11 protein-coding genes are annotated in these 13,894 nt (G+C 47.9%); 1 reads left to right on the top strand and 10 read right to left on the bottom strand.

Going from position 1 to position 13,894, the window contains the following annotated elements; translation table 11 throughout:
• Positions 1 to 81: 81 nt before the first annotated feature.
• The 9 genes from OB236_RS30340 to OB236_RS30300 form a co-directional block, all read right to left on the bottom strand.
• Positions 82 to 1,419: an FAD-binding oxidoreductase gene (locus tag OB236_RS30340; RefSeq protein WP_262687297.1), complete on the bottom strand. Its 1,338-nt coding sequence runs from the start codon at positions 1,417 to 1,419 to the stop codon at positions 82 to 84.
• A gap of 22 nt (positions 1,420 to 1,441) precedes the next feature.
• Positions 1,442 to 2,230 carry an ABC transporter ATP-binding protein gene (locus tag OB236_RS30335; protein WP_262687339.1) on the bottom strand — a complete coding sequence of 263 codons (789 nt, stop codon included), beginning with the start codon at positions 2,228 to 2,230 and terminating at the stop codon, positions 1,442 to 1,444.
• Between the two features lie 41 nt (positions 2,231 to 2,271).
• Positions 2,272 to 3,084, bottom strand: a complete 813-nt coding sequence (locus OB236_RS30330; protein ID WP_262687296.1) for a creatininase family protein — start codon at positions 3,082 to 3,084, stop codon at positions 2,272 to 2,274.
• A 30-nt stretch (positions 3,085 to 3,114) separates the two neighbouring features.
• Positions 3,115 to 3,828, bottom strand: a complete 714-nt coding sequence (locus tag OB236_RS30325; RefSeq protein ID WP_262687295.1) for an NAD(P)H-dependent oxidoreductase — start codon at positions 3,826 to 3,828, stop codon at positions 3,115 to 3,117.
• Between the two features lie 7 nt (positions 3,829 to 3,835).
• Positions 3,836 to 5,236, bottom strand: a complete 1,401-nt coding sequence (locus OB236_RS30320; protein ID WP_262687294.1) for an amidohydrolase family protein — start codon at positions 5,234 to 5,236, stop codon at positions 3,836 to 3,838.
• 25 nt (positions 5,237 to 5,261) lie between these two features.
• Positions 5,262 to 6,359 carry an ABC transporter substrate-binding protein gene (locus OB236_RS30315; protein WP_262687292.1) on the bottom strand — a complete coding sequence of 366 codons (1,098 nt, stop codon included), beginning with the start codon at positions 6,357 to 6,359 and terminating at the stop codon, positions 5,262 to 5,264.
• 185 nt (positions 6,360 to 6,544) lie between these two features.
• Positions 6,545 to 8,689, bottom strand: coding sequence for a methyl-accepting chemotaxis protein (locus OB236_RS30310; RefSeq protein WP_262687291.1), 2,145 nt, complete (start codon positions 8,687 to 8,689; stop codon positions 6,545 to 6,547).
• 286 nt (positions 8,690 to 8,975) lie between these two features.
• Positions 8,976 to 9,971, bottom strand: coding sequence for an aromatic ring-hydroxylating dioxygenase subunit alpha (locus OB236_RS30305; protein ID WP_262687288.1), 996 nt, complete (start codon positions 9,969 to 9,971; stop codon positions 8,976 to 8,978).
• Between the two features lie 46 nt (positions 9,972 to 10,017).
• A complete protein-coding gene (locus OB236_RS30300; RefSeq protein WP_262687287.1) occupies positions 10,018 to 11,403 on the bottom strand; it encodes an amidohydrolase family protein in 1,386 nt (461 codons plus the stop codon).
• 270 nt (positions 11,404 to 11,673) lie between these two features.
• Here OB236_RS30300 and OB236_RS30295 point away from each other — a divergent pair, with 270 nt between their 5' ends.
• On the top strand, positions 11,674 to 12,132 hold the full coding sequence (locus OB236_RS30295) for an Lrp/AsnC family transcriptional regulator (RefSeq protein ID WP_262687286.1): 459 nt from the start codon (positions 11,674 to 11,676) through the stop codon (positions 12,130 to 12,132).
• A gap of 125 nt (positions 12,133 to 12,257) precedes the next feature.
• On the opposite strand, the gene OB236_RS30290 is transcribed toward OB236_RS30295, so the two are convergent.
• Positions 12,258 to 13,676, bottom strand: a complete 1,419-nt coding sequence (locus OB236_RS30290; RefSeq protein WP_262687285.1) for an RtcB family protein — start codon at positions 13,674 to 13,676, stop codon at positions 12,258 to 12,260.
• Positions 13,677 to 13,894: the final 218 nt, after the last annotated feature.

Here is a 13,894-nt window from a genome sequence, read left to right as displayed (position 1 = left end):
TGAATACACCTTATCCATTGCCATAGCAGCCAGTCTCCTTTCGATTGGACTTGTATTCCCGACGACCGCATTGGATTATATCTACATCTCGCAGATAATTTTTCCGGGATTAAGCAGTCCTTGCGGATCATTCAGACGTTTTCTGCGCTGCATACTGCCAACTTCCCCGCGTCCGCCATTTTCCAATACCCAGGTATGGGGATCGAAAATTTTCACACCAATCGACTCACAATAATGAATAATCTCGTACAGCCGCTCTTCGCTTTTGTAAAAAACGAGCGGAAGGCAGGTAGGCGTGATCGCCCCCGAATTGCGCATCCATTCAAAATGAAACAGAACCTCATCACCGAACTGCTGCTTGATCATTCGCATTTGTTCCAAATAAGATGACAATTGAAAGCCCGCTTGCAAATAGGTTAAGGTTGAATCGGATTTCATTCCCCACAAGGTCGTATGGTTCCATGTAAAATCAGAGACCCCAATCGTTCGACGGTATTTGTCCGCTTCAATGACATGTCCGATATGCCCGTCAAAGCTTTGCGCAAGCACGTCTACCATTGGCAGCATCGCTTCGGCGATTTCAACCATAACAGCCGCCATATCTGGCTTGATCACTTTGGCAAACGGAGTAAAATACGAAGGAATCGGCCATTCCATCGGACTGATCAATCGTTTCTGGATCGTTTCATCCGCTGCCAGCGCCTCTCCAAAAAGCATCGATTGCTCAAAGGAAGGAAACTGGACAATGAGCTGTGCCCATTCGGTACGCGGTGCCAGCGGAATTGTAACCTCCGTCATGATGCCTGTCGTTCCATAATTGTGAATGTAATCGAATAGGTCGCGACCCTTCACCACTAATCGCTGCGGCACTTCTTCCATTGTATAGATGACAGCCTCCAGCACATTGCCATCCCATAGATTTCCATAGGTTATTGAGCCGATACCGCCCGAGCCACCGCTCACAAAGCCGCCTACTGTTGCTTTTACGTAAGTGCTTGGGTAAATACGAATTTCCTGACCCGCTTCCCGCGCTGTTTTCTCAATCGTGCCCAGCTTAACCCCGCACTGCAAGCGGGCATAACCTTCACCGATTTCGATAATTTGATCCATCCGGCTCAGGTCAAGCACAATACCGCCCTGCAGCGGAACCGCCTGACCGTAATTCCCCGTTCCTGCTCCACGAACTGTTACAGGAATTGTAAATGAATAGGCAAAAGCGAGCACAGCGGCAACTTCGGTTTCATTGCGTACAAGCGCCACACCATCGGCTGCCTTGATGTCTTTGAGCTGACGATCAAGCACAGGCGAATACCAGTAATAATCCTTGGACAGCTTGGCCCGGATCTCCGGATCAAATACCATTACGTCCTTGCCAAGCAGCTCAAGAATGTCATGCTCCCAGCTTAAATCAGCAGCCATAAGTTTATGCTCACTCCTTCGATTAATGATGTAAAGCAGCAGATACGTCACGAACAAGCTGTCCGAATTGTGCAGAGGTCCGGTATGCCTCATCCCTTGGAAAAGGGACCGGAATTTCGATCTTTGCCGATATTTTACCGGGGCGTGCTGTCATCACAACCACACTGGTGGATAGAAACACGGATTCGAACACATTATGCGTAACGAACAGTACGGTCATTTTCTTGTCCTGCTGCCATATATTAAGCAGCTCGGTTTGAAGCGTTTGTCTGGTGATTTCATCCAGAGCGCCAAAAGGCTCATCCATCAGCAGCAGCTTCGGCCTGGAGATTAACGCCCGTGCAATCGAAACCCGCATTTTCATCCCGCCGGACAGTTGCCTCGGCAGCACCTTCATATAGTCCTTCAGTCCAACGAGCTCCAGAACCCGTTCCGCTTCCTCCTGCTGCACCTTTCTGCTGATCCCGCCGCGCAGCTCCAGAGGAAGTTTCACATTCGCCTCCACCGTCGACCACGGCAGCAGGGTATGATCCTGAAACACAAATGAGGTATGGCTCTGCTTGCGCGCTTCCTTCGGAGTGGTACCGAAAATATCCAGCTTTCCCCCACTTGGTCCGCTAAGACCTGTTATGATTTTGAATATGGTTGATTTGCCGCAGCCTGAGGGCCCTACAAAGCACAGGAATTCACCTTCACGTATGGACAGGTTGACATCCTGTAAAGCAACAGTTCCGTTCGGATATATTTTGGATAAATTTTCCATATTAACAAAACTATCTGTAGGTTGATTGGCTGCGAACGCTCCATTCATAGCTGCTGTTCCCAGCAGGGTAGGCTCTATTGCCATTCGCTTCATCCCCGATCTTGGATTGATTGCATATCGAAATGATAAATGTCCATTAAACCTGCTGCGATATCGAGCCCATACTGACCAATCATCGCTTGACCCTTTTCCACCGTAGCTGCCGAAGCATCACCGGAAATGCCGGTACCGGATAAATCGTCCATAACCCAGGCAAAGGCCCGATTGCGAAATTGTAAAAACCGCGACTCCGGAAAATGGGGGATTTCAGTAGGCGCGAGCTCCATATGCACCCAGTTCGATTTGGCCGCAATGACAACGGACGTTTCTACATCTCCCGCATGAATGCCAACCTGCTTTTCCTTCGCTGTAATCCATGCATCCGCAGAGCTCAGACCGCCTGGGTCCAAACGAAAGACCGCCATGCCGGTTTCGATCCGGATGTCTCGCGCCATCATATTCAACAAATCCGTATTGCCACCATGTGTATTCACAAGCACCAGCTTCGTAAATGCACTGCGATGCAAGCTTTTTGCGATATCCATCACAACCGCCATCAGCGTAGTCGCCGATAATGAGATCGTTCCGGGATGGCCCAGATGCTCAGTACTTTTACCGTAAGGCATCACTGGAAGCAGCCATATATTGGCATCATCGGGCAGCTGCTCGAAAGCCTCGGTCAGCAAGGTTTCGGAAATCAGCGTGTCTGTATATATGGGCATATGTGGTCCATGCTGCTCAATCGCTGCAATGGGCAGTACAATTAATGCATCGTGCTTGGCAAGTTCAGCAACCTCAAGCTTACTTAAACGCGGGAAAAAGCATTGATCCCACGCTTTACCTACATAACGTCCTGCTGTCAAGCTTAAGCACCTCCGCTAAATTTGTATGATTTATAACAGCTTCTGCTTCCTATAGAGCTGAAGGGCAGCAGCCACTCGGGCAACACGCTCACCAAGCCTCGCTGCCATAACCAATTCACGCTGATCAGGCGACAACGAGCTGTCAGGACCTGCCAAGGTCGATGCCCCATAAGGTGAACAGCCAATCGGATCAGCCGTGAGGTACTCAGGATTCTCCGTATACGGCAGGCCGACAAATATCATACCAAAATGGAACAGTGGAACCATGGAAGTCAGAATGGTCGCCTCATGACCCGTATGAATCGAAGCGGTGCTGTTGAATATTCCTGTCGGTTTGCCTTCCAGCGAACCATCGATACAGAGCTCTCCGGCAAATTCAAGGAACAGCTTGACCTGTGCCGGCATCGATCCATAATAGGTTGGAAATCCCCACAATATCCCGTCTGCCCAGCGCAGATCGTCGTTCGTCGCGATTGGTATTTCCTTTTGCAGCTCAAGCGAAGCTTCGTATTTGGCATAACGGTCTGTCAGGCGGAAGCGTCCGGATAATTCCTTCACCGTCTCATCTGACTCAGGCAGTTCCTTGTCGAGAGTGATCGTACGGTTACGGGGTGAAGCCATTTCTGGGATGCGGACAATACGAACGTCATTTCCTGACTCTCTGCCCGCTCCCTCTGCGACCGCCTGCGCCATTTGAAAAACGTGGCCAAAAGCGCTGTAATAGACGACGAGCACGTTAGCCATAGCAGGATTAACCCCCTTCAAGCGGCTTAAGGAATGAAACCATTTCGCTCGCCTGCTCCCAGTATTTAGATAAAGCCGTATCCTGCCAGCTCGCTTTACTTGCCGCCATTCGCAGCCACTTCCCTTGGTTATAAACCCAGCGTCGGTCGGGAAGCAGGGTGAATAGCTCTTCCGGCGATTCACAGTCCAGAATAACGAAGCTGGCACTAACCCCAGGCCGAACCCCATAATCCTCAAGATCAAGCACAGCTGCCGGAACATCCGTTATCATTCGCAGTAATGTACGAAGATCAGCAGAGCTTCCCATATGGGCTGCATAGGACCCGATCAGAGCAATCTGCACCAAATCCCCGCGTCCAAACGGATGGAAGGGATCATGGATATTGTCCGAAGCCACCGCTATCTTCATACCGGCATCCCAGATTTGCTTCAAACGTGTAACACCACGTCGGACCGGAAAGCTGTCATGCCTTCCCTGCAGATATAAATTCACAGCTGGTAAAGAAACAGCTTTTAATCCCGACTCTGCCATCCGTTCAATGAGCGGCAAAGCATCCTCGTCAGTCATCGAAGCCAGTGCACACAGATGATCCACCGTAACACGTCCGGCATAACCGTATTCCCGCGTCCGAAGCGCGATGTGCTCTACCGTTCGCATCAAAGGATTGTCAGTTTCATCCGAATGAAGATCGATCGGCAGGTTGTATTTCTCTGCAAGACCAAAAATCCGGTCGATATCCTCCTTCGGCGTTTGGGATAGATGCGGCGCCCCGCCGATCCCATCTACACCCATGCGAAGCGCTTCTTCCACAACCTCGACGTCTGCTGAATTCATATTGTAAGGCAGCATCGGAAACAGCTGCAGCTTCACGTAGGGTGCCAATAATTGTCTGGCTTCCAGCGCCGCTTCAATCGTACGGAGTGCCACCTCTCGGGAAGCCCTCATATTAAAATCAAGATGTGTGCGTATGTGAGTAGTGCCAAACGACAAGGCCTGCAAAGAAGATCGCATCATTCTCGACTGAATTTCGAATTTACTAAAACCCGGAGATGCCGCGGAATAATTGCGGACAGCCTCCTCAAGCGTACCGGTAACATTGCCGACTGTAGTTAAGGAAAATGATTTATCCAAGTGCATATGGGAATCCACGAAGCCCGGAAGCAGCAGCTTACCCTCCAGGTCAATCTGACAAATAGCCGATGGATCCGTAGTGGCGCCAGGGCTCCAATGCTCCAACGAAGTGAAATCCGGTTGAACGGCATTGGCTTCCTGTATCTGGATGCGAGTCCATTTGCCATTACGAACCGACACCTGAAACAGGCAGGCTTCGTCTTCCATAGGCAATCTCACATTCAATAATTCCAAATTTTCCAATGAAGCCAATGCCGCCACCATCCCTATCATCATTTGTTTGAACTGTATGATCTTAAGCTTATTTCTTGGGCAAAAATTGTGTTGTAAACACTTTGCTTAAATCTTCTGCTTTCTTCAGGACGCCTACATCCACCAGTTGCTTTTGCACTTCAGCCCAACGCTCCTGAGTCATAATCCCGGTGCCTTTGGTTACGGCATCGCCGCCATAAACAAAATCCATTTCTTTTTGTGCGCTGTATTTCATCATGTCCAGACCCATATCCGGATTCTTTTCTTTAATCATAGGATGAATTTCATCGGAGTGATCCTTGTAATAATCCCAGCCTTTAACTGTCGCTTCGACAAAAGCTTTAACCTGGTCCGGATGCTCTGCAACCATTTTCTCCGTCGTAAAGTACACACCTGCATAAATGTTATAGCCTGAATCCGCATTTAACAGCGTACCGAACTCAATATTTTGCTGTTGGAGCGTGAATGGCTCGGAGGTTAGATAGCCTTGAGTAACCGAGTTTTTATCATTGACAAAGTTGACTAATTGTCCGGTATACTTCATTTCCTGCGCCGTATCCAGCTTATATTTTTTCTTCATGTACTGCCAGAAGTTAGCAGTAGCAGCTACATAAACCTTATGTCCATTCAGATCGCTAAAGTCCTTAATTCCCGAGTCCTTGTGAAAAATCAAAGCCTGTGGACTCTTCTGCATGGATGTCGCTATCGCGATGATCGGAATGCCTTCCTGTCTCGCTACCAAAATATCATCACCGTTCGCCATCCCGAACTGTGCCTTACCGGATGCCACGATCTGTGTGGCAGATACCGAAGGCCCTCCAGGAGTTAGCGTCATATCAAAGCCTGCATCCTTGTAATAGCCTTTGGCCAATGCCGCAAAATTGCCACCGTGCTCAGGCTCTGCAAACCAGTTAAGAATGAGACTTGCCGGTACAAGTGCCTTAGGCGCTGTCGCTTCAGCCGGTTTGGCTGCTGCTGGCTCCGCAGGCTTGGCAGCCATAGTGTCAGCAGGCTTGGGTGTTGCAGCTGTCTCGGGCGGCTTCGCGCTTCCGCAGGCTGATAAAGCACCGGCCAGCAGGACCAGACAGAGCGACGTAACCACATTGCGTTTCCCCAAAAACATGGCAGTACGATTGAATAATTTCATTCTTAACTTCCCCCCTATTTTGGATGAACCCACTGCAAATCTGCTGATTGCATGAACAAAATATAATCCGGCGTAATGTATAAGTCAATATATATAACATTTAATTGTGTAATTTAACAAAATATCGAGTGTTTTTCGTTAGTTAGCCTATTTATGTGTTATATAAACTAACATTATAAACTTTATTATTCTATTCTGAATTGCACCAATGATTGAAACAACTCTTCAGACAGCACATTCAAAGCTTCAGACGACATCGCCACTTCCTTGGTCGTACCTACCTGTTTTTCCATAGACACTTTTACATGATGAGCATGGGAGACCGCCTTGCGGGAAACACCGACACTATCCTCCATAGAAGCCGACACCTCTTCCGTACTGGCAGATATTTGCTCGGAAGCTGCAGACACCTCCTGAATCTGACTGGCTACCTGCTCCACGGACTTCATTATTCGATCAAACACAACACTAACCTGATCCAGCAGCATACTGCCTTTATCCACCTCTTTAATTTCAACACCAATCTTATCCACAGTCTCCTTGGCACTATGCTGAACCCGGGAAATCAACGAAGCTATTTGCTTGACGGATTCGTCCGATTGCTCAGCCAGCTTCCTAACCTCCTCAGCCACAACATGAAATCCACGCCCATGCTCACCGGCGCGCGCCGCTTCAATTGAAGCATTCAACGCCAGCAGCTTGGTCTGATTCGATATCTCCTTAATAACAATAAGAATCCGGTCAATTCGAATCGACAATTCATGCAGCTGCGAGATCGTAACCGCCGTTTCACCAACCTTGGTTTTGATTGAGGCCATTTGAACAACGGCTTGTTCCAGATCAACAGCCCCTCTACGTGCATCCTGAGCCGCATCACCAGCTGCATTCGCCACAACCGAAGAGGTTTCGGCAATTCTCTGAACACCGAGAGATACTTCATTCATGGCCGACGCAGTATCCTGGGAGCTCCGCATCTGCAGCTCCGATCCAACAGCCACCTCCTGCATAATATCCGTAATAACTCTGGAGCTGCCCGCTGTTTCCTGAACACTGATCCGCAAATGACCTGCAGATTCATAAGCCTTTTCCGCCACCTGCCTGCTGCGTCCCACCACTTCTTGAAAGGAATCCGCCATCAGATTATAGGCAGAAATGACATTATTAAATTCATCTCTCGTCCCCGAGCTTACTCTCACCGTCAAATCCCCCTGGACAAGCTGCTGTGTAGCCCGATCCAGCTGAACGATCGCATTTTTGACCGAGAAATAAAAGCCTGCGAACAAATAAATGACCAGTACCAAAATGAACAGCAGCAGCAGAGCGACAAGCAAACCGTCAACTTGGTAATCGCGGATTCGCTCGCCAAAGCGCTCCGCCATCAGATTTAGCTGGCTGTCGTGCAGATCAAGAAGCGCTTTTTTGGCAATTTGACTGGTAGACGCTACCTCATCAGCCGAGGTTACAATAACACCCGCATTTACGAGTTTATCGTCCAGCAATTCCGTAACTACCTTGGTGGAAGCTGCGTTTCTTGCTTGCAAATCCCGCAAAGCCATTTCGAACCGCGGATTTTGTTTAATAACCAGCTCGGCTGATTGATTCATCTCAGATAATACTGCATCCAACTCAACCGTCAGACGAATAAGATCCTCTCGCTCTTTCACATTTTTAATCGATCCTCGCATGGCAATCTCGGTACCCAACAGCTCTATCTTTTCAAGATGGGTCCAATAGCCCGGAAACACATTGACGACAGCGTTCATCAAATAATACGTATCCATTTCCGAATCGAGAATGAGACCCGAATTGTTTTTCACTTCATCCATTTGCTTCAAAATCATTTGCTCAAGCTCAACATGCCGAACCTCATAAAAAGCTCTACTCGTGGAACCACCCTCAGCCTTGATTATCTCCCACTGCTTCACCAAATTGGACCATGAATCAGGATCCATCAACCCACTTTGAGGTGCGGACATTTCTTGGATAAGATCATTTATAATCCGATCGATCCTGCCACCAATCTCCTTGACATCACCTCTGACAACAACCCCCTCAGACCCCCTATCCAAACCCCACCCATATTGTTCCAATGCCACAATCATTTCCCCAAGGCTACGCTGATAAACCAACCCCCGAGCCTCCAGCTCTGTATTACGAACATCCTTATTCATGTTGTAAAACATCTGAAATGTGAGTACCATAATCGGAATCACAAACACGAGTCCGATCAGCACAAATTTTTGAGCGTAACGCAGCCTGTTCATCAACCACATCGAAGGCTTAAACAGACGATCCAACCAGCGCCCCCCGCTTGCAGCAGCTACCTTCATCACCTACCCACCTCTACCTTCAACATATTTTTGACTGAATAGCGATAGATACAAGGAACCGAATGTTTTCCGCAATCTTTCACCAACAGCCTACATCGCCCCCCAGCCCACTAATGATTCATTAAGAGACTGCGTTCTCACCATTGAATAGAAGCAGCTCCACTATAGCTCTCGTGTTACAGTAACGTCAACAAACATGACATAATTTCGTTAAAATTAACAAAATACCTATGTTAAATTTTGTATTCCATATAAAAATGACATATCAATCTCCACTCTTTGTCTGCTATATCGTTCCGACAACGACACCCAGCTCCTTCAACCACCGACGGTAAGCAATGGAAAACAGGTCCACCTTATGGTTAAGCTCCACCTGCAAATCAAGCGGCAGCAGCTCAGGCTTCTGCGTCTCAATAATACGGGCATCCTGATCGAACACCATATCCTGAAATTGAATAAAATTCGCATCATCCACATCAAACGCATAATTGCGCGAAACGACCATGAATACGAGACATTCCTCTGCTGTGACAGGCAAAACCGTCAGCATGATCCACAAGGCTTGACCGTTGCTGGGGTCAGCCTTGGTCAGCCGTGCCGATAAAGGGCGATACACTTCCTTTCTATACACGTAGGTCGTCCCTTCACTTTTATCCGAGCCCGAATGAGCTACAGGCTGAAAAATCGGCACGTCTTCAATATAAATGCGTTCCTTCTCTTTAATCACCTTAAAATCAGGAAGCTCGGCATAATCGGGATGCCCCAGTAGACCCTGGTGCACAAACATCAAATGGGCAAAATCCGTAAAATTCTCAATGACCCTCGTTCCTGCCGCATGCACCGTATAGGGCCCACAAGCAAGCGGACGAAACTGAGGATCAGCAAATTCTTCAAAATGCGGGAGCTCCGCTGACGGTTCACCAATACAAACCCAGATAAAACCGTACTTTTCCATACAGGAATAAGCCTGAGCCTTGGCTCTTGGCGGAATCTTCTCACCCCTCGGCTGCGCCGGAATGCAGACGCATTGACCGGAGGAATCATACTGCCACCCATGATAGGGACAGACGAGAATATCATCCTGAACCCAGCCTTTGGACAGCATAGCTCCACGGTGGATGCATAGATCCTGAAAGGCATGTACCCCCTTCTTCGTCCGATAAATAGCTACTCGCTCACCCAACACCATAACACCAACCGGTTGCTCCTTAAGCTCGGAAGCCAGATAAACTGCATGCCAATCATTTTCCAACACCGGATCTTGCAGACGTTTTTGATACATTGAAATCATCCCTTCTCCTTGTAGTCAATTCATGGTAATGAACTTTTTATTCAACCGTCGAAAAAATCGGATAACTCGCTGCCAGTTTGCTGCGAAGCGCATCCACTCTAACCTGGGCTCGCAGCAGCACCTCCTGCTCATCAATCCCCACACACAATCCACCTTCAACAACAACCTGACCCCCTACCATCACGAGATCAACATCGTTACCATTCGCATTGTACACAATGGCCGAAGTTGCGCGATGAACCGGACTGATATGTGCCTTCATTAAATCAATCGTGACCACATCCGCCTTTTTACCTGGCTCCAGACTCCCCAGATCATCACTGCGGCCCATCGCTTTAGCCCCATTTACCGTTGCCATCCGAAGTACATCCATAGGGGGAAGCAGTGTCGCATCCAACTGATTCACTTTGTGAAGACATGCCGTGAACTTCAGCACCTCCAGATTATCCTGGCAATTGTTACTCCCTGGTCCATCCGTACCCAAGGCGACATTAATTCCAAGTCTCTGCATCTCCGGCACCCTAGCTACACCCGAAGCCAGATACATGTTGGATACCGGACAATGCACAACCGTAGCTTTTTCGGTGCGAATCATCTCCAGCTCGCCATCATCGAGCCATACCCCATGCACAACCTGCGTCTGCTCGCCAAGCAAGCCAACCTCGTTCAGCAGCTCCAGATTCCGCAAACCATAACGGGCTACCGTATTGTCAATCTGCTCACTCGTTTCTGCCACATGCACGTGCGAGATCAGCTTGCGATCCCGACTGAATTTGGCCGCCTGCTCCAGATAACCACGCGAGCAGCCGTATAAATTAAGCGGCCCCAACGCAATCCTTATACGCCCAGAGGCAGCGCCATCCCAACGATCCAGCAATTGATCCGTTCGTGTGAAGATTTGCTCCTCCGTCTCGCGCAAGCGCTGCTCATGCGTCATATCCGAACCACCGCGCGCCAAATGCCCGCGAATCCCCGAATCCACCATCGCCCGCAATACACCTGCCTCATTATCTGGAGAGGTATGAATATAATGATGATCCATGATATAAGTGGCACCTGATTTCAAATTTTCCATGCAGCCAATTAATGCCGCCAAATAAAAGTCCTCAGGTTCCATCGCCAGACTCAAAGGCCAAATAATTTCACGAAGCCATCTCGAAAGCGGCAAATGATCGGAAACCCCTCGCATAAAGGTTTGAAACAAATGCGTATGTGCATTTACAATACCCGGAATAACCGCCTTCCCTTGTGCGTTGTAAGCATAAGTCGATTGAACTACCAAATGATCCAGACTCCCATCCAGCTTCCACTCCCCAACCGCTTTAATTACATCATGCTCCATATACACGTAGCCCGGTTTAAACACCTCATTATCCTTGTTCATCGTAATTACCGTTCCGTTATAAATAAGTTTGCCAGCCATAACCAATCTCACCTCCATGTAATAATACTTTACGTAAATAATAATATTTGAAAACATGTTATGTTTATTAACATGATTATATGCAGGCATCTATATTTCGTCAATACCACTTGTAAATCAATATTCATAATTTAGTTACTATTATGATAATAAAACCTTAAATTGATTAACATTTTATCAATTTATAACGAAAATCAAGTTAACTTATCGATTTTTCTATGCTAAAATAAAATTATGTAAATTTTAATGGTCTTGAAGGAGGGTTTCGAATTGGAATTACCGCATCTGGATCAAACCGATCAGGATATTATCAAGCTGCTGCATGAAAATGGACGCATGTCCTATGCCAAAATCGGCGAGCTGCTGAATCTGTCTCGGGTAGCCATTCAAAAACGTGTAGAATCGTTGATCGAGAACGAAATTATTGAAAATTTTACAATTCGGCTGAACGCCACCAAGCTCGGTAAAGTCGTCAGCGCCTTCTTTGAAGTCGAGGTGGAGCCGCGCTTCGTCCAGCAGGTCGGTGATTCCCTCAGCGCCGATCCCAATGTGATCAGCATTTATCAAATGACCGGTCCCAGCACCCTGCATATGCATGCCTTATTGAAGGACGATGCAGCTCTTGAGCAGTTTTTGTTCCAGCATATTTATACACTTGAGGGTGTGGTCAGCGTGACTACACAGGTTGTAATCAAGCGATTCAAGCAGGGAACCGGTTTAGAGCTCTGAGTGTGTCCACCTCGTTAGCGTCTCATCTCGACAGAAAAAGCCTGCTTAAGCTCCCAGTTGGAGACTAAGCAGACTTTAGGGGGTAACCCACTTTTGTTGACTGGTACATGACTTCTGAAGCATTCTCAAATTCCTTTAATCACAGCCATAGGCTTGCATTTGGCCACCACATCTGCCAATGACGCACCCACGACACTATCAATGATTTGATCCACATCCTTATAGGCTTGCGGACATTCGTCCAGAATCGTCTCCAAGGAACGATGGTTCACCATAACCTCATCCTCAGAACCGACCTTTAAGGATTGCTCAAATTGATCCACGGTGACCATTTCCTTGGTAGCTCTCCGTGATCGGGTTCTCCCCGCGCCGTGGCAGATCGAATAAAAATTTTTCAAACCTTCCTCTCTGCCAACCATAATATAAGACGAGGTTCCCATTGAGCCTGGAATCAAGGCCGGATGACCTGTTTCTTTGTAGGCTGGCGTGTTCAGAAAGTGCTTGGGTGGCAGCGCCCGTGTTGCCCCTTTCCGGTGAACGAGCATAGGCTGACCGCGATGAAATTCTTTAAGCGCATAGTTATGCATCAGATCATACAGCACCGGAGTCTCCATACCAGAGCCGAATACCTCCCTGAAAGCCTCCTGTACTCCGAACGCAATCATATGCCTGTTGCTGACAGCAAAGTTCAATGAAGAATACATTAAGTTCAGATAGGTTTGTCCCTCCTGGCTCACAATAGGCGCGTAGATCAGGTTGGGATCAGGATTGCTCACACCCCATAGACGCATGGACTCCTTGAGCACTTTGTTATACTCGCGCCCAACCATAGCGCCCCATGCACGGGAACCGGAATGGATCATGACCACGACCTGCCCATCAAACAGTCCCCACTTCGCTGCAAGCTCCTGATGCTCTTCATTCAATTCCAGATACTGAATTTCAATAAAATGATTCCCGCTGCCAAGTGACCCTAATTGACCTTGGGCGTTTTTACGAATTTTGGGTGGCAGATGTTCGAGGAAAGCATGATCGTACTGAAAATCAGACTCCTCCACATGCGTTAACCAGCGCTCATTAGGTACATAGGATGCAGGCAATCCCTTCAAGCCATACTGTACTACATTCATGATATCGATATCGGCATAATGCGAATTGGTTCTTTCATTGGTTGGTACATACTTCTCGATAGCGGTGATCAACGCTCTACGAACCGCTTTATCCTGAATATCGCTGCGATGCAGTGACGTCGTATGCACCCGCATGCCGCAGCCGATATCGACACCAACAATTGATGGAGATACGATACCATCCTTCATATTCCACACTGCCGTCGTTCCGATGCAGGTTCCAACACCCACATGAGCGTCAGGCGTATAGCCCATATAGACGTTTCTTGGAATTCTCAAATTATTATCGGCCATTTCGTAGACTCTCGACTCGAATGATTGGAAGATTTCCGGATTCGCATAAACATGCAAATTCCCATGTCCCAGCTCGACCTCGTAGTGATTATTACCGTGTGCGATGATTTTATGATCCATTGCTAATGCCTCCTCTGTCCTCCGTATGCTTCAAGTTCATGATGCTTATCTTGTGGGTCTATCATCGCTTATTTTAGCTGGAACGAACATGGTGAAAGTATGACGACATGGGAAATATTCGTCGATGACAACCTGTCACATTATGTAGTATGGTTAATGTAAGCCATACTTTACAATTATAAGAAAGTTTAATGCATGTGAGGAGGAACCCAGCAAGC

The sequence above is a fragment of the Paenibacillus baimaensis genome (assembly GCF_025567575.1).
Note: the sequence above shows the minus strand (reverse complement) of the source record. Positions and strands in the feature narration are given on the sequence as shown.